General features: G+C 32.2%; 24 protein-coding genes, 5 tRNA genes and 1 riboswitch. Of the genes, 24 read left to right on the top strand and 5 right to left on the bottom strand.

What is annotated here, in order from left to right; genetic code table 11:
- Nucleotides 1-132: 132 nt before the first annotated feature.
- The 3 genes from AB8U03_RS03645 to mreB all read left to right on the top strand — a co-directional run bounded on the left by AB8U03_RS03645 (nucleotide 133) and on the right by mreB (nucleotide 2,432).
- Nucleotides 133-846, top strand: a complete 714-nt coding sequence (locus AB8U03_RS03645) for a peptidoglycan DD-metalloendopeptidase family protein (protein WP_369703187.1) — start codon at nucleotides 133-135, stop codon at nucleotides 844-846.
- 200 nt (nucleotides 847-1,046) lie between these two features.
- A complete protein-coding gene (gene spoIIID, locus AB8U03_RS03640) occupies nucleotides 1,047-1,301 on the top strand; it encodes a sporulation transcriptional regulator SpoIIID (RefSeq protein WP_369703186.1) in 255 nt (84 codons plus the stop codon).
- A 99-nt stretch (nucleotides 1,302-1,400) separates the two neighbouring features.
- Nucleotides 1,401-2,432, top strand: a complete 1,032-nt coding sequence (gene mreB / locus AB8U03_RS03635) for a rod shape-determining protein (protein ID WP_369703185.1) — start codon at nucleotides 1,401-1,403, stop codon at nucleotides 2,430-2,432.
- A gap of 37 nt (nucleotides 2,433-2,469) precedes the next feature.
- On the opposite strand, the gene yyaC is transcribed toward mreB, so the two are convergent.
- Nucleotides 2,470-3,009 carry a spore protease YyaC gene (yyaC, locus tag AB8U03_RS03630; RefSeq protein WP_369703184.1) on the bottom strand — a complete coding sequence of 180 codons (540 nt, stop codon included), beginning with the start codon at nucleotides 3,007-3,009 and terminating at the stop codon, nucleotides 2,470-2,472.
- Between the two features lie 274 nt (nucleotides 3,010-3,283).
- On the opposite strand from yyaC, the gene AB8U03_RS03625 reads away from it, so the two are divergent.
- From AB8U03_RS03625 to AB8U03_RS03585, 9 genes are all read left to right on the top strand, one after another.
- A tRNA-Thr gene (locus tag AB8U03_RS03625) sits at nucleotides 3,284-3,359 on the top strand.
- Nucleotides 3,360-3,364: 5 nt separating this feature from the next.
- Nucleotides 3,365-3,449, top strand: a tRNA-Tyr gene (locus AB8U03_RS03620).
- Between the two features lie 8 nt (nucleotides 3,450-3,457).
- Nucleotides 3,458-3,533: transfer RNA gene (locus AB8U03_RS03615), tRNA-Val, on the top strand.
- 16 nt (nucleotides 3,534-3,549) lie between these two features.
- A tRNA-Thr gene (locus AB8U03_RS03610) sits at nucleotides 3,550-3,625 on the top strand.
- A gap of 5 nt (nucleotides 3,626-3,630) precedes the next feature.
- Nucleotides 3,631-3,715, top strand: a tRNA-Tyr gene (locus AB8U03_RS03605).
- A gap of 71 nt (nucleotides 3,716-3,786) precedes the next feature.
- A riboswitch (SAM riboswitch) is annotated at nucleotides 3,787-3,891 on the top strand.
- A 72-nt stretch (nucleotides 3,892-3,963) separates the two neighbouring features.
- On the top strand, nucleotides 3,964-5,139 hold the full coding sequence (gene metK, locus AB8U03_RS03600) for a methionine adenosyltransferase (RefSeq protein WP_369703183.1): 1,176 nt from the start codon (nucleotides 3,964-3,966) through the stop codon (nucleotides 5,137-5,139).
- 115 nt (nucleotides 5,140-5,254) lie between these two features.
- A complete protein-coding gene (gene recD2 / locus AB8U03_RS03595) occupies nucleotides 5,255-7,492 on the top strand; it encodes an SF1B family DNA helicase RecD2 (RefSeq protein WP_369703182.1) in 2,238 nt (745 codons plus the stop codon).
- On the top strand, nucleotides 7,476-8,498 hold the full coding sequence (locus AB8U03_RS03590; RefSeq protein WP_369703181.1) for a hypothetical protein: 1,023 nt from the start codon (nucleotides 7,476-7,478) through the stop codon (nucleotides 8,496-8,498). The genes recD2 and AB8U03_RS03590 overlap by 17 nt, the downstream gene beginning before the upstream one ends.
- 5 nt (nucleotides 8,499-8,503) lie before the next feature.
- Nucleotides 8,504-8,965 carry a ComF family protein gene (locus tag AB8U03_RS03585; protein WP_369703180.1) on the top strand — a complete coding sequence of 154 codons (462 nt, stop codon included), beginning with the start codon at nucleotides 8,504-8,506 and terminating at the stop codon, nucleotides 8,963-8,965.
- A 777-nt stretch (nucleotides 8,966-9,742) separates the two neighbouring features.
- Here the strand turns inward: AB8U03_RS03585 and AB8U03_RS03580 are convergent.
- A complete protein-coding gene (locus AB8U03_RS03580; RefSeq protein WP_369703179.1) occupies nucleotides 9,743-10,243 on the bottom strand; it encodes a DUF4489 domain-containing protein in 501 nt (166 codons plus the stop codon).
- 211 nt (nucleotides 10,244-10,454) lie between these two features.
- On the opposite strand from AB8U03_RS03580, the gene AB8U03_RS03575 reads away from it, so the two are divergent.
- The 6 genes from AB8U03_RS03575 to AB8U03_RS03550 all read left to right on the top strand — a co-directional run bounded on the left by AB8U03_RS03575 (nucleotide 10,455) and on the right by AB8U03_RS03550 (nucleotide 13,376).
- Nucleotides 10,455-10,577, top strand: coding sequence for a hypothetical protein (locus AB8U03_RS03575; RefSeq protein ID WP_369703178.1), 123 nt, complete (start codon nucleotides 10,455-10,457; stop codon nucleotides 10,575-10,577).
- Nucleotides 10,578-11,350: 773 nt separating this feature from the next.
- Nucleotides 11,351-11,806 (top strand): hypothetical protein, encoded by a 456-nt coding sequence (locus AB8U03_RS03570; protein WP_369703177.1) that lies wholly within the window; start codon nucleotides 11,351-11,353, stop codon nucleotides 11,804-11,806.
- A gap of 169 nt (nucleotides 11,807-11,975) precedes the next feature.
- On the top strand, nucleotides 11,976-12,143 hold the full coding sequence (locus AB8U03_RS03565) for a DUF5651 domain-containing protein (protein WP_369703176.1): 168 nt from the start codon (nucleotides 11,976-11,978) through the stop codon (nucleotides 12,141-12,143).
- 4 nt (nucleotides 12,144-12,147) lie between these two features.
- The gene (locus AB8U03_RS03560) at nucleotides 12,148-12,513 is read left to right on the top strand and encodes a hypothetical protein (RefSeq protein WP_369703175.1); all 366 of its coding nucleotides are present in this window, start codon (nucleotides 12,148-12,150) and stop codon (nucleotides 12,511-12,513) included.
- A gap of 371 nt (nucleotides 12,514-12,884) precedes the next feature.
- Nucleotides 12,885-13,172, top strand: coding sequence for a hypothetical protein (locus tag AB8U03_RS03555; protein ID WP_369703174.1), 288 nt, complete (start codon nucleotides 12,885-12,887; stop codon nucleotides 13,170-13,172).
- A 48-nt stretch (nucleotides 13,173-13,220) separates the two neighbouring features.
- Nucleotides 13,221-13,376, top strand: coding sequence for a hypothetical protein (locus AB8U03_RS03550; RefSeq protein ID WP_369703173.1), 156 nt, complete (start codon nucleotides 13,221-13,223; stop codon nucleotides 13,374-13,376).
- 406 nt (nucleotides 13,377-13,782) lie between these two features.
- Here AB8U03_RS03550 and AB8U03_RS03545 read toward each other — a convergent pair whose 3' ends face one another.
- On the bottom strand, nucleotides 13,783-13,983 hold the full coding sequence (locus tag AB8U03_RS03545) for a hypothetical protein (RefSeq protein ID WP_369703172.1): 201 nt from the start codon (nucleotides 13,981-13,983) through the stop codon (nucleotides 13,783-13,785).
- 357 nt (nucleotides 13,984-14,340) lie between these two features.
- Between AB8U03_RS03545 and AB8U03_RS03540 the strand changes: the two genes are divergently transcribed.
- Nucleotides 14,341-15,114, top strand: coding sequence for an SDR family NAD(P)-dependent oxidoreductase (locus AB8U03_RS03540; RefSeq protein WP_369703171.1), 774 nt, complete (start codon nucleotides 14,341-14,343; stop codon nucleotides 15,112-15,114).
- Between the two features lie 422 nt (nucleotides 15,115-15,536).
- Complete coding sequence (locus tag AB8U03_RS03535) at nucleotides 15,537-16,136, top strand: hypothetical protein (RefSeq protein ID WP_369703170.1); 600 nt, start codon at nucleotides 15,537-15,539, stop codon at nucleotides 16,134-16,136.
- A 140-nt stretch (nucleotides 16,137-16,276) separates the two neighbouring features.
- Here the strand turns inward: AB8U03_RS03535 and AB8U03_RS03530 are convergent, their stop codons facing one another.
- A complete protein-coding gene (locus AB8U03_RS03530; protein ID WP_369703169.1) occupies nucleotides 16,277-17,023 on the bottom strand; it encodes a protein-glutamine gamma-glutamyltransferase in 747 nt (248 codons plus the stop codon).
- Nucleotides 17,020-18,009 (bottom strand): hypothetical protein, encoded by a 990-nt coding sequence (locus tag AB8U03_RS03525; RefSeq protein ID WP_369703168.1) that lies wholly within the window; start codon nucleotides 18,007-18,009, stop codon nucleotides 17,020-17,022. Before AB8U03_RS03525 ends, AB8U03_RS03530 begins: the two co-directional genes overlap by 4 nt.
- A 253-nt stretch (nucleotides 18,010-18,262) precedes the next feature.
- On the opposite strand from AB8U03_RS03525, the gene AB8U03_RS03520 reads away from it, so the two are divergent.
- From AB8U03_RS03520 to secA, 4 genes are all read left to right on the top strand, one after another.
- Nucleotides 18,263-18,703, top strand: a complete 441-nt coding sequence (locus tag AB8U03_RS03520; RefSeq protein ID WP_369703167.1) for a hypothetical protein — start codon at nucleotides 18,263-18,265, stop codon at nucleotides 18,701-18,703.
- 114 nt (nucleotides 18,704-18,817) lie between these two features.
- Nucleotides 18,818-19,012: an alpha/beta-type small acid-soluble spore protein gene (locus AB8U03_RS03515; protein ID WP_369703166.1), complete on the top strand. Its 195-nt coding sequence runs from the start codon at nucleotides 18,818-18,820 to the stop codon at nucleotides 19,010-19,012.
- 298 nt (nucleotides 19,013-19,310) lie between these two features.
- Nucleotides 19,311-19,838, top strand: coding sequence for a ribosome hibernation-promoting factor, HPF/YfiA family (gene hpf / locus AB8U03_RS03510; protein WP_369703165.1), 528 nt, complete (start codon nucleotides 19,311-19,313; stop codon nucleotides 19,836-19,838).
- Nucleotides 19,839-20,008: 170 nt separating this feature from the next.
- The gene (secA, locus tag AB8U03_RS03505; protein WP_369703164.1) at nucleotides 20,009-22,516 is read left to right on the top strand and encodes a preprotein translocase subunit SecA; all 2,508 of its coding nucleotides are present in this window, start codon (nucleotides 20,009-20,011) and stop codon (nucleotides 22,514-22,516) included.
- Nucleotides 22,517-22,542 lie beyond the last annotated feature (26 nt).

Below are 22,542 nucleotides of genomic sequence, written 5' to 3'. Positions count from 1 at the left end.
AAATATATCAATATATGACGAAGATGAGATAAAAAATTTCATCTTATTTTTTTATGAAAATTTTAGAAAAAAATTTATAAAATATGTATTTTTTGTTATTGTCTGGACAAACTACAAAAAGGAGGTGTTCATATGGACAAAAAATTTTCAAATAAAGCAGTTAACTTTTTTAAAAAGGAGGGCTTCTACATAATATTATTTATCTGTTTATGTATAGTGGCAACAGTTGCACTGTTGACTGCAAGAAATAACAAGAACCAAAGTGCTGAATTACAAAACAGTAAAGCTACAGAACAAAAACAAGTTAAACAAACTGCAAAAGCAGATAATAAGTCTTCTTCAAGTTATGATAATGCCCTTCAAGTTAAAAAGAGCAGTAATACAAATACAAATGCCCAACAGAAAACTTCAAAAGAAGTATCAAGTTCAGTAAGTACTTCATTTCAAAAGCCAGTAGAAGGGGTTATTGCAAGAGGGTTTTCAGAGGATCCGGTATATTGGGATTCTACGGCAACTTATAGACCAAACTTAGGTTATGATATACAAACTGATTTGGGAAAACCAGTATTTGCGGCAATGGATGGAAAGGTAGAAGAAGTAAATACTGCAACACAAGATGGAGTAGAGATTATTTTAGATCATCAAAATGGATTAAAAACTGTTTATTCTAATTTAGATCCAAATGTTAAGGTCAGTGTAGGCCAAATGGTGAAAAAGGGAGCAGTTATAGGAATAGTTGGCAAGAGTACCTTGAGATCAGCCTATGAAAAATATGGGAATCATTTGCATTTTGCTGTTTTGAAGGGAAAAGAATTTGTTGATCCAGGTAAATATATAAAATACTAATATTTAGCCATTTCTCTGGATAATATAGAGAAATGGCTCATATATAATGAATTTAAAAATATAAAAGGGCATATTTATATATGGAGGGACAAGTTAGACATTAAAAAATTTTCTAAATTAAATAGAAGAATACTTGTAAGTATTTACGTATATAGAGTTTTGATTATTAACTGTTATTTGTATAAAGGAGTTGAATGAATTTGAAAGATTATATTGAAGAGAGAGTTTTAGAGGTTGCCAAATATATAATAGGTTCTAAAGCTACAATAAGGAAAACTGCCAAAGTTTTTGGAGTGAGCAAAAGTACCATACACAAAGATATGACGGAAAGATTACCTAAAATAAATCCACAGGTTGCACAAGAGGCTAAGAGTATATTGAATTATAATAAAGCAGAAAGACACATAAGAGGTGGAAAGGCCACTAAAATGAAATATAAAGCTATTGAAGGTTAAAAACATTCCCATTATAATTAGAATATGATATGATAATAAATAGTAAATAAATTTACGTTTTATTATGAAAAGCAAGTTAGATTAGGAGTGAAAAAAGGGATGTTTTTTAATATAGGAACTGATATGGGAATAGATTTAGGTACGGCTACAGTGCTTGTGTACATTAAGGGCAAAGGAGTAATATTAAAAGAACCTTCAGTTGTTGCCATAGATAAAAGTAAAAATAGAGTGCTAGCCGTGGGAGAAGAGGCATGGCAAATGATAGGCAGAACGCCAGGAAATATTGTTGCCATTCGTCCATTAAAAGATGGAGTTATATCTGACTACGATGTAACAGAAAAGATGTTAAAGTATTTTATAGAAAAGGCTTGTGGAAAAAAAAGAATGTCAGCACCGCGGATAGTTATTTGTATTCCCTGCGAGGCTACTGAGGTTGAAAAAAGAGCTGTAATTGATGCGGCTAAAAATGCAGGGGCAAAGAAAGTGTTTTTAATTGAGGAACCCTTAGCTGCAGCTATAGGAGCTGGAATCGATATAACTAAGGCAAGTGGAAGTATGGTAATAGATATAGGCGGTGGAACTACCGATGTGGCAATAATTTCGCTGGGGGGAATAGTAGTAAGATCTTCAATTAAGGTAGCAGGAGACAGGTTTGATGAATCCATAATGAAATATATTAGAAAAGAACATAAATTGATGATTGGAGAAAGGACTTCAGAAGACTTAAAGATAAATATAGGTTCTGCATTTAACAAAGATGAAGAGATAAGTATGGAAATAAGGGGAAGAGATTTAATTACAGGGCTCCCCAAAAATATGGAAGTATCATCTAAAGAAATGAGAATAGCTTTGAAGGAAACTGTAAATTCTATAGCAGATACAGCTAGGGCGGTATTGGAAAAAACTCCTCCAGAGTTATCCGCTGATATAGCTGAGAAAGGTATTGTTATGACTGGAGGAGGAGCCTTGCTAAATGGATTAAGTGATTTAATACAGGAAGTAACTCATGTGCCTGTTTATGTAGCTGAAGATCCAATATCCTGTGTAGCTTTAGGCACAGGAAAGGTTCTTGAGTATTTGGACAAAATGGAAGTTATTTTTACCGGTGATGATATAACCTTAATAGATTGAGGATATTTTATTGGTGTTAAAAAATTTGTCTATATATTTACAATAAGATATTATTATAATAGAGATAATATGAATGAATTAATGAATAAAGTATTACTTCGGCCATATTTAAAATTAGATTCAAACGTATATTGCTGGTATTATTAAATATATCTTCATTGCCATTTGAATCAACTATGCCTATTATTGAGGAATCCCCTACATTGGGAAGGGATTTTCCTACTCCCTTGCCGGGATGAACGGGAAAGTCCCTTACCTGTATTTCTCCAATGGTTTTGGAATCTCCTAAACAGGCATCGATCCCTATAATGTTGTTATGAGGATGAAGTAACTTTATTTCATTTAGTCTACTCTCAATGTTCAAAGCATGTATGGGTTCTGAAATTGTGCCATAAACTGGCAGAGGAAAGTGCTTGCACTTTAGCAGAGTACCTACTAAGGGGCCAAGACAGTCCCCTATATATCTATCTGTACCGATACATACAATAATGGTATCCTTGTTGATGTGATCCTTTAAAAAATAGGCTAAATCGTAATATGCCAATGGATTTTTATAGTTAGATTTTACTTTATTCAATATATTCACCTTCTTTTATGTATGCAATACCTATCTATGGATAATATCCAAAGAGAATACTATATATAATTTATATGATGGAATTATGTAAAATATTATGTCTAAATCACAGGTATATGATTTCTAAAGGAATAATGAGATACATGAAGGAATAAACATTTAACATTAGATTTTAATGTAATATGAAATTTGAAAATAATTGCACAAAAATGTATACTAAACTACGTTAAACGCCTTTATGTTTTATGTGGGCGTAATTGTATGAAATAAATAGGCTGGCATAGCTCAGCAGGTAGAGCAACTGACTTGTAATCAGTAGGTCGTGGGTTCGAAGCCTACTGCCAGCACCAAATGTGGAGGAATTCCCGAGCGGCCAAAGGGGGCAGACTGTAAATCTGTTGTCAGTGACTTCGATGGTTCGAATCCATCTTCCTCCACCAAATATTATGGGCGCATAGCTCAGCTGGGAGAGCATCTGCCTTACAAGCAGAGGGTCACAGGTTCGAGCCCTGTTGTGCCCACCACATTATAACAAAATAAGCTGGCATAGCTCAGCAGGTAGAGCAACTGACTTGTAATCAGTAGGTCGTGGGTTCGAAGCCTACTGCCAGCACCAAATGCGGAGGAATTCCCGAGCGGCCAAAGGGGGCAGACTGTAAATCTGTTGTCAGTGACTTCGATGGTTCGAATCCATCTTCCTCCACCATAAAAAAGCACTGTTAGGGTGTTTTTTGTTTTATTAGAATCTTTATAATTATTGTAAATCTATAATATAAACTCTTATCCAGAGAGGCGGAGGGAAAAAGGCCCGATGAAACCCGGCAACCAGTAGAAATTTTGCCAAGGTGCCAATTCCTGCAAGTTAATTTTGCAAGATAAGAGAGCAGTTAATTATTTAACCTCTTCTTATTTGAAGAGGTTTTTATTTTTTTATACAGTATGGAGGTATTGAAAATGAGAAAATTATTTACGTCTGAGTCAGTTACAGAAGGTCATCCAGATAAAATGTGCGATCAAATTTCAGATGCAATTCTGGACGCTATATTAAAACAAGATCCTTACGGAAGAGTAGCATGTGAAACTGCTACTACTACAGGTATGATTTTGGTTATGGGAGAAATATCAACTAAATGTTATGTTGATATATCTAAAATAGTTAGAAAGACTGTAAGGGAAATAGGATATACCAGAGCTAAATATGGATTTGACTGTGATACCTGCTCAGTGATGAGCTCAATTGATGAACAATCATCAGATATAGCTATGGGGGTCAACCAGTCCCTGGAAGCTAAAAAAGGACAGATGGAGGGAACAGATGCCATAGGAGCAGGAGATCAAGGTATGATGTTTGGATTTGCCACTAATGAGACTCCAGAATATATGCCTATGCCTATAAGTCTGGCTCATAAGCTGGCAAAAAGATTGGCACAGGTTAGAAAGGATGGGACTTTAAGTTATTTGAGGCCAGATGGAAAAACCCAGGTGACTATAGAATATGATGACAATAAACCTATTAGAGTTGATACTATAGTGGTATCCGCCCAGCATGATGAACTGGTAACTAAAGAACAAATTGAAAGTGATATAATTGAACATGTTATAAAGCCTGTTGTGTCACCGGAATTTTTGGATAAAAATACTAAGTACTTCATAAATCCAACAGGAAGGTTTGTGGTTGGTGGACCTCAGGGAGACTCTGGTCTTACAGGAAGAAAAATAATAGTGGACACCTATGGTGGATATGGAAGACATGGTGGTGGAGCGTTTTCAGGAAAGGATCCAACCAAGGTGGATAGATCCGCTGCTTATGCTGCAAGATGGGTGGCAAAAAATTTGGTAGCTGCTGGTGTTGCCGATAAGCTGGAAATACAACTTGCATATGCTATAGGTGTAGCAAAACCTGTATCTATAACTGTTGATACTTTCAACACTGGGAAAATATCAGAAGAGGAAATAGTGGGCATAGTAGAGAAGGTATTTGATCTAAGGCCAGCTGTTATAATAAGGGATTTGGATTTGAGAAGACCTATATACAGACAGGTTGCAGCTTATGGGCATTTTGGAAGAACCGATATAGATTTACCTTGGGAAAAATTAAATAAAGTTGATGATATAAAAAAATATATCTAGAATTTTAAAAGCTCTGTATGCAAATTTACAGAGCTTTTTTAAAATTAAACTTATGTGTTATAATTATATTCAAAGATATAGGTTTTTACATGTTTATTAAAGTGGGAGAGATCTTATGCAGGATTTGCAGGGAATTATAGAAGATATAATATTTCAAAATAAAGACAATGGATATGTAGTTGCTAAGTTGAAGGAAAAAGAGGATACAGTAACTATAGTGGGATGCATACCTTATATAACGGAAGGACAAAATTTGAAGGTTTTGGGGGAATGGGTATTACATCCTCAGTTTGGGCGTCAGTTTAAGGTCCAGGTTTGTGAAGAAATAGTACCCAATACTGTTATTGGTATAGAGAGGTATTTATCTTCGGGAATTATATCCGGCATAGGACCTGTTACTGCCAGGAAGATAGTTAAAAAGTTTGGAGAAAATACTCTTCATGTACTGGATGACAACATAAACAGATTGAGGGAAATAGAAGGTATAGGAGAAAAAAAAATAGCTTTAATAGCAGAATCTTATTCCAGACAAAATGAAATAAGAAATATAATGATATTTTTACAAACTTATGGGGTAACTCCAAACCAATGTGTAAAAATACACAAAAAATTTGGATCTGATTCCATACGCAAAGTAAAAGAAAACCCATATATCCTTACGGAAGAAATAGGGGGTATAGGATTCAAAACAGCTGACAGAATAGCAAGGAGTCTTGGAATAGAAAGAAACTCCCCCTTTAGAATACAAAGTGGAATAAGATATGTAGTAAATCAGTTCTGCAGTTTAGGGAATACTTATATGCCCATAGATAAACTTATTAAAGAAGGAGAAGGCATACTTGGAGTAACTAAAGCGGAGCTAGAGGAAAATATATATGAAAACTCTATAAATGGAAAGGTAAAATTGGAGCAATATGGTGATAAACTCTGTGTATTTCCAATGACATATTATTATTGTGAATTAAGTGTAACCAAAAAAATTTTAACTCTTGCTTTCAGTGATTACAAGGATATAGGTCTTGATGTAAATGAAGAAATTAAAAAATTTGAGGATAAAAATCATATTGAATTTGCACCTTCTCAGAAAGATGCTATTAGGGGAGCAGTAAAAAATGGTGTAGAAATAATAACAGGGGGGCCTGGCACAGGCAAGACTACCATAATCAATTGTATAATTCAATTATTTGAAAAGGCAAATTATAAGGTACTTATGGGGGCGCCTACCGGTAGGGCGGCGAAAAGAATGTCAGAGGCTACTGAAAGAGAAGCAAAAACCATACATAGGTTACTGGAGATGGGGGTAGAAAATGATAAAGAAGCCATGTTTTTCTCCAGAGGAGAGGAATCACCCCTTCAATGTGATGTGGTAATTATAGATGAAGCTTCCATGATAGATATAATGCTTATGAATAATTTATTAAGGGCTATTTCAATTGGGACCAGACTTATAATAGTAGGAGATGCACAGCAGCTTCCTTCAGTAGGGCCGGGAAATGTGCTCAGGGATTTTATAGACAGTAAGTGTATTAAGGTAGTTAGGTTGAAGGAAATATTTAGACAGTCAAAGGAAAGTATGATTATAGTAAATGCCCATAAGATAAATTCAGGAGAAATGCCTATCTTAAATAGAAAACTCAAAGATTTCTATTTTATAAGATGTAAAGAACCGTCAGATATATTGGATACAGTGATAGGTCTGATTAACAGAAGATTGCCAAACTTCAATAAAAGCTGGAACAAAATGCAGCATATTCAAATACTATCTCCAATGAGAAAGGGTATTTTAGGAGTGTCTAATTTAAATGCAGAACTTCAGGAGGTTTTGAATCCTAAAACCCTTGAAAAAAATGAGAAGAAGATTGGAAATACTATTTTTAGATTAGGTGACAAGGTGATGCAGATTAAAAATGATTATACTCTAAAATGGACTGAAGTTTCAGAAGAAAATTCGGGAGAAGGCATGGGAATTTTTAATGGTGATTTTGGATGCATTGACCATATAGATGAAGAAAAAAATACAGTAACTGTTGTATTTGATGAAGGCAGAAGGGTTGTTTATGATAACATGCATTTAGATGAACTGGATTTGTCTTATGCAATAACCATACATAAAAGTCAAGGCAGTGAATTTCCAGTAATTATTTTACCTATATTTATGGGACCACCTTTGCTTATGAACAGGAATTTATTGTATACAGCTATAACCAGAGCAAAGCAGATGGTAGTACTGGTAGGAGATTTGAAAGCCTTGAATTTTATGATAAATAATAATAAAAGCTTTGAAAGATATTCATTATTAAAACACAGGATAATGGATATAATGGAGAGTGAAACAGATGCTATTGTGGAATAAGATGAATTTTATTCATAAGATGAAGGAAATAGAAAAAGAAATAGTTAGATGGGATAGCACTGGAGAGAGATTTTTAAATGTTATTTCCGTTCCATACAATTCCTCTAAAGTTTTTATGGATATTATTATCACATATATTAAACAAAATAGGAATGTAATTTATATTACAGATGAAAATCCTGATAACATTGATATAATTAAAAACATAAAAAAATATACAGGTTTTAGAAATTATGCTTACATAAGAAATGTAGAAAATAATGTGAATTGTATATTTAAAATATGCAGTTTCCAAAATGCTTTAAAATTAAAAGAAAAGTTTCATCTGCTTATATACGATGATATAAACAGTTTTTCCATGTATAACAGGTATGAAATAATTCATGTAATTGATAAATTAATCCATAAACAGAGCAGGGTAATTGTATATTCAATAGAAAATATGCTTAAGAATAGAAGAGAAATGTTTTTCCCTATTGCAAAGGAAGGCCCTATAGTAGAACCTAGAACTATACTTACTAGATTTGATATGAATAAAGACATACCATTTGTAGTATATGATTACTTAAAGTGGTCCTTAAATGAGGGAAGAAAGGCCATAATATATGTGCCAGACGGATTTAAAGTGGAAAATGTCTATTCTTATATTCATAACTATTGTAAAAATTTTTGTAAAAGTATTATATATTTTGCAGAGGAAGAATCCGATAAGAAATCTATAAATAAATTTTTACAGGTAAAGGATTCAATATTAATAACTGACAGCTTTCGACAAATCTTATCTAATGGAAAGAATTCAGATATAATGGTGTATTTTGCTGATAATACAAATCTCAACTATAAAAAGTTTGTTTATTTATGTGGAAATATGAGAAGAGGTGAAAAAAATTTAAAGGGAGAGGTTATACTGGTGGCCAATTTGGAAACGGAAGATATGGAAAAGGCCAGAAGTATAACTAGAAACTTTAACAGAGAAGCATGGGATATGGGTTTATTGAGAAGTTAGAGTTTTTGTTGGACTGTGTATTGGGATTGGTATATTGTGGTGATGAAAAATGCGTATTGTGTAAAAAAGACATATATGATGATGAAAATATATGTAAAATGTGTAAAGACAATATAAAAATTTGCAGGGACAGCTTTCAAATTGGAAATTATGATCATGAATTCAGCTGCTACAGCAGTGCATATTATTCAGGTGCTATGATGGAACTTATAATAAAATTGAAATATAAAAATTCTTTTAGATCTGGAGATATTATAGCTTCATATATGAAAGATACTATATACAATAGCAATATAGATTTTGATGTTTTAACTTATGTTCCTATGACAAAGAAATCTCTTAAAAAAAGGGGATACAATCAAAGTGAATACCTGGCAAGAACCCTGGGAAAATATGTTGGTAAACCTGTTATATGCTGTTTGACCAAAACGAAGGATACTAAAGATCAAATAGGATTGAGCAGGTAAGATAGATGGAACAATATACAGGGAAGCTTTAAAGTTCATGATAATTATTATATTAAAAATAAAGATATTTTATTGATAGATGATGTTATAACTACTGGTGCTACGGCTTTTTGCTGTAGCGACGAGCTCTTGAAAAATGGAGCAAAAAAAATTAATATATTGACTGGAGCAAAAAGTAGGGTATAATTTTAATAGTCAAGCTAGGTTTGTGGTTGAAAGTCGATGCCAGTCGCAGGCGAAACGATCCACGTAAGTTAAATAAAATGTTTAATGAGCATGGTGCGGCTTAGAAGTAAGTCCTGCCGTAAAAATACGAGAGGGTTAGTAATGAGAGGATAATTCCGGGTAGTGAAAATTCCAGCAGGCGAGTGTGGGGTCAAAGACCAGGTCAACTAGTTTGACATTGCACTTAACAGTGCGCTGTGGCAGTCTTTTAAGGGCTGCCACGTTTATTTTGAACTTAAAAATCCCGCCTTTATAACTTTAATACATTTATAAGAGGAAACACTTAGAAATATGGGAGCCAACAATGTGGTTATTGAGGTCAATATAAAGGACCAGGAATTTCTTAAAGAGAAATACAAATATAAAAAGGCAGACTAGCAGGTGGGGATGAAGTTTAATATGTCGCAGGGTGCAGTTACTAAAAGAAGGCATAGGCTGATTGAAAATATAATTAATTGGTATAGTTGATTAATGCATAAATTGAAAAAACTGTGTATCAACTGAGGAGAGATTGTATGGTTAATTTAGTTATAGCATCTTCTTGAAAATTATTTAACAGCATAGATCTGGATTATCTGCGGTGGTTGCCATTAACCTTGCGGCGAAAATACCAACATTACCCGTAATATTAACTCCGCCAACTGTCACCATTACAGTATAAGTACAGCATTCATTTAAGCATTGATTACAATCGCATACAAAAAATGTGAACATATTAGCAAAAAGAGATGCTACTGGTACTACAAAAGAAAATTGTCCACCAATAGGGAGTGGTTGTTGATTGTTGCAGGATTTAAATACTTGGAAGTTTAAAGCTCCAGCAAAAGCTGTTCCAATTATATTACTTGTAAATTCAAGTTTTGTACATGGGTTGCAAAATTTAGAAGTGTCTATAGTTATAACAGCGGTGGTAACAGTAGTTCCACCTAGCGTGGCATCAGGTAGTACTATTTGACTAGATTCTCCACATTTTGAAACAACTAGGGGTGGTTCGCTGCTCTTACGACCTTGTTTATGATCATTATTTAAAATAGCTTCTGATATTGAATTCATATATTATTTCCTCCTACCATATTGAAAATTTTAATAATACAACTTAGTAGCACTATAAATTTTTTAAGAACAGGTTAATTTAGTAAGTTATCACAGAATTCTTATAATATATGATATTAGATAAATGAATAATGGTGATTATTTTTTTAGTGCAAAGTATAGATAGCAAAGATATTAGGAATTATTTATGAATTAAGGTGGAATTAAAATATTGCCAAAATGCAATATAATAGGTATTGTAAGAAGATTAGACATAACAATACCCTCCATTGATATACCCGCCGAGCCTCTTAACAATGCGAAACTGGCAGGTAAATTTTTTATAAGATTTTAAGGTAATTTTAATAATATAAATATAATATAATCATAATGGCGATACTTCTTAAATAATAATAGTATTAATTACTCTATTAGTGTCTGTGGTTGCAGGGCACGTTAAACTTAAATGCAACCACCAACAGGTACTATATAAATTGAACTCCTTAAAAGATATATTGTAAAGTAGGCATCCTAAATGGCGGGGTGCTTATTTTGCGTGGAGAAAGCATCTGAATTCAATCTGAGTGTTTATATATATATGCTAAATTTTTACTATTTTTATTAGTTATCTATAAGGCTCCCAATAGAAAATTTTACTTTTCTATTGGGAGCCTAGTATTTAACTCTTGCTATTTAAAATTATTATAGTAATAATATTTTCTTATTTTATATTTTTCGATTGTGTCTTATTTATAATAAATTTTAATAAACAAGATAGAATGACTAAGCTCTTTTTAAAAATTTTAAAAAGAAACTTCTTCATTTATTTTTCTCCTTTATGCTTCTATAATATTTAGTATATCCAAAACTGTTGATAATATTCATTAAAGGTAAATTTTGAAATAGATACGTACCAGATATGCTTTTTATAAGCTAGTTTCAAATATTTTAGATGAAAAGATTTTGGAGAAAGTTCTTCAAATACTTATTTTTATATTAATATCTTGAATTTGGAACCATGAAGTCAAAAGAATCATAAAGTAATTATGAAATAATTAAAAAGTTAGAATGTCTCAGAGAAATTACTTAAATATTATAAATAAATACAATATTTAGGAAGTCAGGGAGATGTTATATATGAGTTATTCAGACGAATTAATAGAGAAAATTAAAGAAAAATATAAAGACCAAATTACACAAGAGGATGCCTTGGAAATTGTGCGAAATATAATTAAAAATTTTTTTAAAACAATGGAAAAAAAATTAACTAGAGAGATTAAGCTGTCAGAAGGAAAAATAAAATTTGAATATGATGATGAAGGGTATATAATAGTTCAATTAAGTATAGCTGATTTAAATAATAAAATTCACTCAATTTCATTTGTGAGATTGAGTGATAAAATTAATATTATTATTTCTAATTCTCAGGAGAATCCTTTTGATATAATAAGTTTAGAAGAAAGTATACAATATAATGACAATGCAAATAAATATATTTGTAAAAGCAAAAAATATGGAAATTTTAGTAGCGATATACTAGATAAATATTTGGAATTAACATTTGGTGAAGGTATAGAACGATAAGTTCTATATCTTCTTGTTGTATTATAACGATTTAAAGACATTTTGTAAGTCCATTGATTCCTAGCAAAGTTATTTTTTCAGCCTAAGACAAAACGAATAGGCAGGTGGTGACAGTGTATACATACCGAGACAAAGAAGTCCGAATCGGGACAAAGCTGTATACAAAGTAATGGCTGATGAAGATTTTAGAAGTATTATAGAAATTTTGATTGATAGAAGTTGCAGAAATTGTAATAAAAATAATAAGAATTGTGAGACATTTAGAATACTTAAAGAATATAGTATCCCATACCCTATAGAAAATAAAAGGAAATGTAAATATGGATATGGAGGTTGAATAAATGTATTTTATAAAAGATGAAGAAGATTTAATTGGAAAAGAAATTACTTTTATTGATTTGAATAGATTTGGAGAAGGAATTACAATTGCTACGAAAGACGGTGGAATTATTGAGTTTGAATGTGATGAAGATAATTATTATGTGCTAAGGTCATCACGGACGTGTTGTTATATAATGAATAATAAGTATCTTGTTAACGTATTGAAAAGAAAAGAGATTATAACGGAACAAGAAATTAAAGTATATGAAGAAGAACAGAAAAAAGAGAGAGAAAGAACTTTTGAGAAGTATAAAAAAGAACAAGAGGAAAATGAATATAAAAAATATTTGAGACTTAAAGAGAAATATGAAGGGGAAGTTAAATAATGCCTTGTACGTGGCAGAAAGCTAAAATCTAAAGAAAGTAAAGCTATAGGGATAGGTCTAGTATTATACCTGTCCCGAATAAATAAGGTTAAGAGAGAACAAAAGAGAAAGCATAAAGAAAAAATTAGTGTTAAAAGGACAGATTAGTATATTTGAGGAGTGATTATATAAGTTGCAGAATTATATATTTAGTTTCATTTATGGCATGAGATAAATATAATAAATAAGTGATAATAACAGATATAATTTTATTGAATTCTATTAGTAAAATAAGAAAACACATAATTTAAAAGACATCAAGTATGTTAAAATATATATTAGTTGGAATATTTGAAATAGCGTGTATTCTTAGCTGTATGGAGGGAAGAGTAATGAAATTTATAATAGATAACAAGGTATATGATACTGAAAAATCTGAAAAGATTATAAAATATACAAAGCAATATCCATTAGAAGGTCCTTTAGGTTTAATAATATATCCTAGACGCGATACTATTTTATATAGGACAAAAAAAGGTAATTGGTTTTCAATGGCTACTAAAAATTTTGACAAGAAAATAGCATATAAAGAAACTGATGATACAGTGAAAAAATTGCTTAAAAGTTTGGATGAAGTTGAGCTATATAATAAATATTTTGGCACCTTAGAAGAAGCATAATGAAGATTTTAAAAGGATAAGATGATTATGGATAAAAGGTTAAAAGAGATGGAACAAAAGCTCCGAAGGAACAGGGACAGGATAAGGCAGCTGAATAAGAGTGTCAACTGGACAGCAGATAGTGTGAGAAGCACTGCTTACAGGCGGCGTGAGGAGATACTTGATGATATTGTTAAATGGGAAAGTATGTATGGTAATAGCTGAAAAAGGATGCTATTGCCTTTTTAATTGTAAAAAATCGTGAGACAAGTTTGAGACAAAAATAGGGCAAATTTAGGACAAAAGATAGGCTGAATCATTATATACTGTATATAGTGGTTATGATTCAGATAGTGGCAATTGAATTTTCTCTAACTTTGTGTCTGTGGTTGCAGGACATGTTAATAAAAAGTGCAGCCACCAATGCAGGAAACTATAAATAAAATCAATACCATATATTGCAAAACAAAGACAAGCATTGGCTAAAGCTATTGCTTATTCTGTAATGGTTCAAGCTTTTTTGTAACGATTTAGTCTAATAATTCTAACTTTTATTGAAAAATATATAAGCACCACCAATTATTAATAAATTGGCGGCTTTAATATTTTGTATATCCAATGATTTTTATATTTAGTGATTTTTGTGCTGGCTTAATCCAGAAGCTATTTTCTCACATTCCCCAAGACAAGTAGTAACTTGAGTTAACTGAGTATTTATTTGCTTTTTAATATTAGAATTTTCTACTTCACCTGCAGATATTCGCAAACCTTGCTGAGCACTTTTTAATGATTCTTTTACCTTATGAATACTGTCCCTTGCTTGTGAATTCATTTATCAATTCCTCCTTTGACATCTATTTAATTAATATTATTTACAATATAGTAAAGTATGATACTAAGATTTTTATGAATTAATTTATGAACCTGATTATAAACAATTTAATGTTCTATATGAATCCAACATTAAATTTATTGGGTTATAAAGTATATAAAGCAGAAGTGGAATTAATGAGTATTTGTAAAAGAATATATAGATGAATAAAGACTTATTTCATCAAAAGCAAAACGAATAGGCTCTGGCGAGAAATCCAGGACTTTTAAAAGTGATTTAATTCCTATATAATTTTAACATGGGTATATTACAAATTTTAAGATTGTAAAAGTATGCTAAAACTATAAGGAGGGGAAAATGGGTATTGCTATAATAACTGGAGCTTCAAGTGGATTAGGCAGGGAGTTTGTTCGGCAAATTGCCTCTAAAGAGAATGATGTTAGTGAAATCTGGGTGATTGCAAGGCGAAAAGAACGTCTTGAAGAATTGGTTAGCAAGATTAACGTTCCAATTGTAGTTTTTCCTTTTGATCTTGCTAGAAAAGAAAATATTGATGACTTTATAGAATATTTGAAAACGCGAAAACCTTTAATAAATATTTTGGTAAATGCAGCGGGATTCGGTAAAATAGGAAGTTATAATGATATAAGCCGCTTGGACAGTGATAATATGATAGATTTAAATTGTCGTGCCGCTGTGGACATGACTATAGCTGTATTGCCATATATGAAAAAGAAAAGTCGTATTCTTCAAATTTGTTCAACGTCTGCTTTTCAGCCTTTTCAATACCTGAATGTATATGCGGCTACAAAGGCATTCCTTTATAGGTATAGTAGAGCTCTTAGGATAGAATTGCTACCAAAAGGTATACACGTAACAGCAGTTTGTCCTTACTGGATTAAGGATACTGAATTTATTTCCAAGGCAAAACATAATGGAGATGGAAAAGAAATAAAGAATTTTATATTTGCGAGTAAAGCAAAAAATGTAGTGAGTATTGCGCTTAATGACAGCAGAATAGGACTTCCAGTATCCACTCCGGGGCCAATATGTTTTATTCATCGAATAGTAGCCAAATTTATTCCACATGAGATTATGATGTTTATATGGGAGCTAATAAGAAAATTGTAAAAGATCAAAGAAATATAAGATTACTTATATTTTATACGAATTCATTAAGCATCTATTTTAATTTAAGACATTAAATAAAGCCCTAGGATTGGTAGGGCTTTATTTTAACATTACCGTATTAAAAACAAGAAGGCAACTTATATTGTAAGAAGTTAACTATATATGTTTATTATACCATAAACTGTTATAAAGTCTATCATATTTTTATAGTTGTAATTTTTAAGTTGCAACTTATAATAAAAGAAAAAGTCAGAGATAAAACCCTAGAGCAATAATTAATTAAAGGAAACAAAGTCATTTAATATAAGATTTTTTACAATAGGGGTAAACTTGTATTTGATAAAATGCATATAAAGTGCATATATATTGTTTAGAGAGAAATTCTCTCTTAAAGCTAAACAATTGAAGGAGGTAAGATAAAAATGTCAGAGTTAAATATATTATTTGTAATTATAGGACTGGCTGTAGGAGTAGGAGTGACAGTATTAGTTATTTTGCCTTATTTGAAGAAAAAGGGTGTTGACACTGAGGCTGTTTTACAGAAAGTAGACGATGGCATAAAAGAGGCTAAGAAATATACGGATGCAGCAAAGACACTGGTGCCTGGAAATAAATTTTTGAATGTATTAAGTATCATAGAGCACTTTGGAGGAATAGGAGTGGGACAAGCAGCACAGCTCAGTGCATCTTTACAACTTCCGGCAGGTCAAAGAAAAAAGAGTGCAGAGGATTATGTGTATAATGTATTGAATAAGCTGGGCATAGAAGTGGATGACAATATCAAGACAATAGTTTCTGGAGTTATTGAGAACAAAGTATACGAGCTCAAAAGTCCAGAAGAGAAAAAGTCAGCTGAGCAAACGGCAGTTCAAACTCAAATATCGCAGATTCAAACTCAAAATTCACAGCTCCAAAGTGAAAAGGATAAGTTACAACAGGAAAACGAAAAATTAAAACAAACTATAGCTAGTATACAAGGCGCTGTAACTCCTGTACAAAATACAGCAAGCACAGCTCAATAGTTTTAAGTCTAGAGTGGGCAACTGCTCTAGACTTTATTGAGGGGTTAACGATATCAATGTAGTGCAAGTCCATGAATGTAGGTATTGAGTACTGGATTCCTTGAACACAAGGGGTACATTTTATAATACTAGGTTTTTATTTAATAAATATGTGCCAGTTGCTGAAAATTTGGCCTTTTGGCAGAATCAAGCAAATAGGCTGATTCAGTTGCCCAAATAATTCTCCTTGTATTCAATGCTGCAATTATTTCATCACTGGTTCTTATACCTATTCCATGACCGTAGTATTTTCCATTTCCCAGATCAATTACATTTTCCCCTTGCCACTCCGGAGTTAACGGATTCACCTGTGGATTTTGAAAGTACCTGCAGTCCCCAGGCAAATCGTCTGCTATGGTATCGCTGGTATGCAATTTTAAATGGTCATCTACATAATACCAGTTCATCAAATATATCCTTGAAAAAGTAGCATCAAAAAATTTCTCCGAGAAGGAGTCGAGGAATGCTCTATAATATACAATAACCATGGCTGTAGCACATTCTGTAGCGTATTTACGGCTGTTTTTGTAAATGTCATTAATTGCAACTGAAGGCTTTACTCCTTCCTTCAGCAAAAAACCACCTTGCTTTGTTCTTTCCCAGAAATCCGTATTGCATCTTGATTTACGAAAAACACTGAAACTGAAATCACTTCTATCCAGCTCTATGGATGCATTTACAATATTTTTTCTCATATTGAGTTCAAATTTTAATTCATCTAGTGAATTATAATCGTAGATATGGACGCTTGAAAAAAGTTTGTTGAGAGTATATCTTTCTATACTGTGGTTTTTGTACTGATCTATTATTGTATTTATATCAAGTTCAGTGCCTGAAATTTTAATCATTGTACACCTCCTATTCTGGCAATCTTTATCTGATCATCTAGAGAATAGCGGTGCCACATGTTCCATAAATATATATTCTTATGATGTACTCTCAATGAAAAATTTGAAAGCAGTACCTTTGTACTGTGATCTAAACTATTAAACTCATTTAGTAGTTTGTACTCTTTTTCTGATAAATGACACAATGCTTTTCCGGTATTACAACAAATATTCCTGCATAAATACTTGCCTTCAAGAACTATCCTGTAGGGTTTGGGATTTGCAGTTTGCTGAAAACTTTCTCCTGTATATTTTAAATATGCACTATTTTCTTTCATCCAATTTAGAAAAATGGCATACTTTTTCTCCTTGCTGATGCCTTTATCTATTTCCGGTATAAAATTTAACAGCCTGCATGACAGCTCGACATCTTTTGCATTAGATGATAGTAATCTTTCTCCAATAATAATAAGAGAGTGTGGATCTGCTGCCTGAAAAAAGGCCCATACCAAATCATGAATTAAAAATCCATTTTTATATCTCTCAAAAATCATATCTGCCATAATGGGCAGTAATGTTTTATCTCTGTACATTTTAGTCAGGAGTATAGAAGTAATATCCAGAATACGATCATATTCATCATTCATACCGTCATCACCAAAGCCAGATTCCAATATCCACTTCAAGGTGGAATGGATTACCTGTACATAATCAAAAGATAAATAATCCTGTGATAAATTATTTTTTTTATCAGTGAGTATTTCCCTCACAATCAATAATGCTGTTCTATTTTTTGGAGTCAGGCTATCAAACAGATTGTACCTCTCAATTTCATCCTTAAGAATAAATAAAGTGGAAAACTGCAGGTTTTTACAATTGATAAAGTCTACTGCTTCTTTTAAATTCTTTTTTGACAGCTGACTAAAAAAATCTTTTAAATCAGCTGTACCCCTATCTGTTCTAATATTATCCAGAAAACTTGAATCATTAAGATTTGAATTCTGCATGGATATAAAATCTCTCCTTTAATATATCTCTCCATATATATTTATTTTTTAAAATATAATTTATACTATACAGTGCCATATGACAGCATTTTATGGGCTGTCATATTCGTTTGAATTTAAAAATGCTTGGCTATTCATAGAAAATTGTTCTACTGGTTATAAATTGTTAACAATGTTGACACTTAAATGCAATAATGATGCATTAATATTAATTAATAGAAGAATATAAAAGTGGAAATGGAGATAATTTATTATGAAGCTTAAAGATAAAAATGTGTCAAAAAAATCAAGAAAATTTTCTGTTTCAGTTGTTTTCTATGTTGTTTCTTTAGTTATAGCAGTTGTTGGAGTTGCATTATTAGTTAATAATATTATCCTGTTTAGAAGTACTGTTAATAATTATGTAGCTCAGGGATATTCTTCTGCTGCTGTTATTAAACAGTTAGTACCATCCCAGCTGCTTCCGGGAATATTTGAACCAATTGCTGTATATGGAGGAATCGCAGTTGTTCTATTAGGTGTGGGGATAGTCAATAAAAAGGTTTCAAAATGCCTGGTATTGTTAAATAAAGGAAATGCTTGCGATGATGTTATTGAAGAAAACACCTTAAAACAAGATGGCGACCATGTAGAAAACATAGAAACAACTGAACAGATGGAATTTGTAGAAGAAGCTAATGTTAACAAAGCTTGATTTGAAATTGTAAATAATTATAAAAATTCATTTAATTACCTGGAATAATTTTTGTAGTAAAGTACAAACTGTAATTGTAAGCAGTAAAGTTTACTATAAAAAGGAGTGAGTATTATGGCATACAGTAATAAACCAGTAGTTCCACAGGCTAAAGAAGCCCTGAATCAATTTAAGATGGAATCAGCGAAAGAAGTTGGAGTAAATTTAAAAAATGGATATAATGGAGATTTAACTTCTAGAGAAGCTGGTTCAATAGGTGGAAATATGGTTAAAAAAATGATTGAAGCATATGAGCAAAATTTGAAGTAGTAGATATATAGTGAAAAGCCTGTACTTTTAATTTATAAGGTGCAGGTTTTTTTACGTAAATTTTTAATGGGCAGTTGCTTATCAATTTCATATTTTCACGGATAAATATAATGTCACCATAAAAATGTTTAAATAAATGCAGTGTAACTATTAATTCTATTAAAAACAGAAAAGGTGTAAGTCAGTGACTATTGTAATTTATACTAAGTAGTATTACAATAATATTAATAAATAAAAGTAAATTAACCCTGAACATGTTTAATTTGTTTAGGACAACAATAAGGAAGGGGCTGAAAATATGAAAATAACTGTAACTGGAAAAAATATTGTGATAACTGATGCATTGAAAAATGTTGTGAGGAAAAAACTATCTAGGCTTGATAAGTATTTCAACCCTGATGTAGAAGCTCATGCTACATTAAGTGTACAAAAAAATAGGCAAAAAATTGAGGTCACAATTCCTTTTGCAGGAGTTATACTAAGAGGAGAAGAAGAAAATGAGGATATGTATGCTTCAATAGATTTGGTTTTAGATAAGTTAGAAGGACAGATACGTAAACAGAAAACAAAACTTTTGAGAAGAAATAATTCTAAATCTTTAAGATTCCAATTCATACAAAATGATGTGGAAGAAGACGATGAAGAACATAAAATAGTAAGGACTAAAAGATTTGCAGTGAAACCTATGTCATCAGAAGAGGCAGTTCTTCAAATGGAGCTCTTGGGTCATAGCTTTTTCGTATACAGAGATGCTGAAAATGGAGAAGTAAATGTGGTTTATAGAAGACGGGATGGAAATTACGGGTTAATAGAACCTGAATTTTAATTAGCAGCGTAGAGGAAGCAAATGCTTCCTCTTTTTATACTTTAAAATACAGCTTATATTATTAAACTAAAGTAAACTATTGCCCATATGAGTTGAATAGCTAATAATTAGATGATATAATTTATAAAGCATGGATTTTTATAAAATTTAACGTGGTGAGGATGAAAAAAATGAAACTTTTTCAAAAAATATTTGGATCGTACAGTGAGCGAGAAGTAAAAAGAGTTATCCCTATAGCGGATAAAATAGATAGCATGGATTCAAAAATGAAGAAATTAACTAACGAGGAACTTAAAGCTAAAACAGCTGAATTTAAGAATAGAATTTCTAAAGGTGAATCTTTGGATTCAATACTGCCTGATGCTTTTGCAGTTGTTAGAGAAGCAGGATATAGAAATGTGGGTTTAAAACAGTATAAAGAGCAGTTAATAGGTGGAATAGTGCTGCATCAAGGAAGAATATCGGAGATGAAAACTGGTGAAGGTAAAACATTGGTTGCCACTGCACCAGCTTATTTAAATGCCCTTACAGGTAAAGGGGTGCATATAATTACAGTAAATGACTACCTTGCAAAAAGAGATAGAGATTCCATGGCACCAATATATGAAGCATTGGGCCTTAAAGTAGGTGTAATTTTACATGATATGGATCAGTCTCAGAGACAAGAAGCTTATAATTGTGATATAACCTATGGAACAAACAGTGAATTTGGTTTTGATTATTTGAGGGACAATATGGTTATATATAAAGAAGAAAGAGTTCAGAGAGGATTGAACTTTGCCATAGTGGATGAGGTTGACTCAATTTTAATTGATGAAGCAAGAACACCGCTTATTATTTCAGGAGAGGGTGAAAAGTCAACTGAATTCTATAATGTGGCAGACAGTTTTGCAAAATCCCTGCAAAAAGAAGATTATACTGTAGATGAAAAGGCAAATGCGGTAATACTTACGGATACAGGAGTAAAAAAAGCTGAAGATTTCTTTCATTTTGATAATTATGCAGATCCGGAAAATATGGAAATACAGCATTATGTAGTCCAGTCCCTAAAGGCTAACTATATAATGAAGCGAGATAAGGACTACATGGTAAAAAATGGTGAAGTATTAATAGTAGATGAATTTACAGGAAGAATGATGGAGGGAAGAAGATATAGTGATGGACTTCATCAGGCTATAGAAGCTAAAGAGGGAGTCAAGGTTGAGCGGGAATCTAAAACTCTGGCTACTATTACATATCAGAATTATTTTAGGATGTTCAATAAGTTATCTGGTATGACAGGTACTGCCCAAACCGAGGAAAATGAATTTAGAGAGATATATGAACTGGATGTAATAGCTATACCTACCCATGAACCGGTTATAAGGAAGGATTTACCGGACATAGTCTATAAAAATGCTAAGGGGAAATTTAAGGCTATAGCTGACGAAATATATGAAACATATAAAAAAGGCCAGCCCGTGCTTGTAGGTACGGTAAGTATAGAAAAATCAGAGCTGCTTTCAGATATGCTTAAGAAAAGAGGAGTTCCACATCAAGTCTTAAATGCAAAGTTCCATGAGAAAGAGGCAGATATAATTTCTCATGCAGGTGAAAAAGGAACTATTACCATAGCAACTAATATGGCTGGCCGTGGTACTGATATAAAACTTGGTAAAGGTGTAGTTGCCCTAGGGGGACTCAAGATAATAGGTACGGAAAGGCATGAATCCAGACGAATTGATAACCAGCTTAGAGGACGTTCAGGCCGTCAGGGAGATCCAGGAGTGTCAAGGTTTTATGTATCTCTGGAGGATGATCTTATGAGAATATTTGGCTCAGACAGACTTCAGGGTATAGTTGAAAAATTAGGACTTAAAGATGATGAGGCTATAGAGAGCAGAATGGTTACAAATGCTATAGAAAATGCGCAGAAGAAAGTGGAAGGAAATAATTTTGACATAAGAAAGACTTTACTACAATATGATGATGTAATAAATAAACAGAGAGAAATTATATATAGACAGAGATCTCAGGTTCTTGAAGGCGAGGATTTGAGAGAAGATATGCTGAAGATGATAAAGGATATGGTATCTTCTATCGTGGATTCTCATATATCTGGTGTAGAAGAGGACTTTGAAGATGAAATAGTAAAATTAATTGACTATATGGAAGAAGTGTATATACCTAAGGGTTCTGTTAAAGAAGAAGACATTATAAATCTTGCCAATGAAGAAATTAAAGCTAAATTTACAGACATAGGTGTAAAGATTTATGAAGAAAAGGAAAGAGAATTTACTCCAGAGCAGATGAGGGAAATTGAGAGGGTTATTCTGCTGAGGGTTGTTGATACAAGATGGATGGATCATATAGATGACATGGAACATTTAAAGAGGGCTATTGGACTCAGGGCATACAGACAGCAGGAGCCTGCCCAGGCATATCAATTTGAAGGCAGCGAAATGTTTAATGAAATGATCTACAATATCAAGGTGGATACTATCAAGTATTTGCTCCATGTACAAATAGAGAGAGCCCCTGAAAGAGAAAGAGTAGCTAAAAATTTAAGCACTAATCAACAAGAAGATAGTGTGGTAAAGAAAAGACCCGTAAGAAAGGAAAAGACTGTAGGAAGAAATGATCCTTGTCCTTGTGGCAGTGGGAAAAAATATAAAAATTGCTGTGGAAGGACTGCCTAAAGTTGTAAATGTATAATGGAGAGTGA

The sequence above is a fragment of the Clostridium moutaii genome, assembly GCF_041205085.1.
Classification (GTDB): domain Bacteria; phylum Bacillota; class Clostridia; order Clostridiales; family Clostridiaceae; genus Clostridium_B; species Clostridium_B moutaii.
Note: the sequence above shows the minus strand (reverse complement) of the source record. Positions and strands in the feature narration are given on the sequence as shown.

Coding starts and splice junctions, on each gene's coding strand:
- AB8U03_RS03515 (WP_369703166.1), top strand. CDS start 18,818: ATGGCATACAGTAATAAACCAGTAGTTCCACAGGCTAAAGAAGCCCTG.
- AB8U03_RS03580 (WP_369703179.1), bottom strand. CDS start 10,243: ATGAATTCAATATCAGAAGCTATTTTAAATAATGATCATAAACAAGGT.
- metK (WP_369703183.1), top strand. CDS start 3,964: ATGAGAAAATTATTTACGTCTGAGTCAGTTACAGAAGGTCATCCAGAT.
- hpf (WP_369703165.1), top strand. CDS start 19,311: ATGAAAATAACTGTAACTGGAAAAAATATTGTGATAACTGATGCATTG.
- AB8U03_RS03530 (WP_369703169.1), bottom strand. CDS start 17,023: ATGATTAAAATTTCAGGCACTGAACTTGATATAAATACAATAATAGAT.
- AB8U03_RS03550 (WP_369703173.1), top strand. CDS start 13,221: ATGGAACAAAAGCTCCGAAGGAACAGGGACAGGATAAGGCAGCTGAAT.
- mreB (WP_369703185.1), top strand. CDS start 1,401: ATGTTTTTTAATATAGGAACTGATATGGGAATAGATTTAGGTACGGCT.
- AB8U03_RS03525 (WP_369703168.1), bottom strand. CDS start 18,009: ATGCAGAATTCAAATCTTAATGATTCAAGTTTTCTGGATAATATTAGA.
- AB8U03_RS03545 (WP_369703172.1), bottom strand. CDS start 13,983: ATGAATTCACAAGCAAGGGACAGTATTCATAAGGTAAAAGAATCATTA.
- secA (WP_369703164.1), top strand. CDS start 20,009: ATGAAACTTTTTCAAAAAATATTTGGATCGTACAGTGAGCGAGAAGTA.
- AB8U03_RS03535 (WP_369703170.1), top strand. CDS start 15,537: ATGTCAGAGTTAAATATATTATTTGTAATTATAGGACTGGCTGTAGGA.
- AB8U03_RS03555 (WP_369703174.1), top strand. CDS start 12,885: ATGAAATTTATAATAGATAACAAGGTATATGATACTGAAAAATCTGAA.
- recD2 (WP_369703182.1), top strand. CDS start 5,255: ATGCAGGATTTGCAGGGAATTATAGAAGATATAATATTTCAAAATAAA.
- AB8U03_RS03540 (WP_369703171.1), top strand. CDS start 14,341: ATGGGTATTGCTATAATAACTGGAGCTTCAAGTGGATTAGGCAGGGAG.
- AB8U03_RS03590 (WP_369703181.1), top strand. CDS start 7,476: ATGCTATTGTGGAATAAGATGAATTTTATTCATAAGATGAAGGAAATA.
- AB8U03_RS03560 (WP_369703175.1), top strand. CDS start 12,148: ATGTATTTTATAAAAGATGAAGAAGATTTAATTGGAAAAGAAATTACT.
- AB8U03_RS03570 (WP_369703177.1), top strand. CDS start 11,351: ATGTTATATATGAGTTATTCAGACGAATTAATAGAGAAAATTAAAGAA.
- AB8U03_RS03565 (WP_369703176.1), top strand. CDS start 11,976: ATGGCTGATGAAGATTTTAGAAGTATTATAGAAATTTTGATTGATAGA.
- AB8U03_RS03645 (WP_369703187.1), top strand. CDS start 133: ATGGACAAAAAATTTTCAAATAAAGCAGTTAACTTTTTTAAAAAGGAG.
- AB8U03_RS03520 (WP_369703167.1), top strand. CDS start 18,263: ATGAAGCTTAAAGATAAAAATGTGTCAAAAAAATCAAGAAAATTTTCT.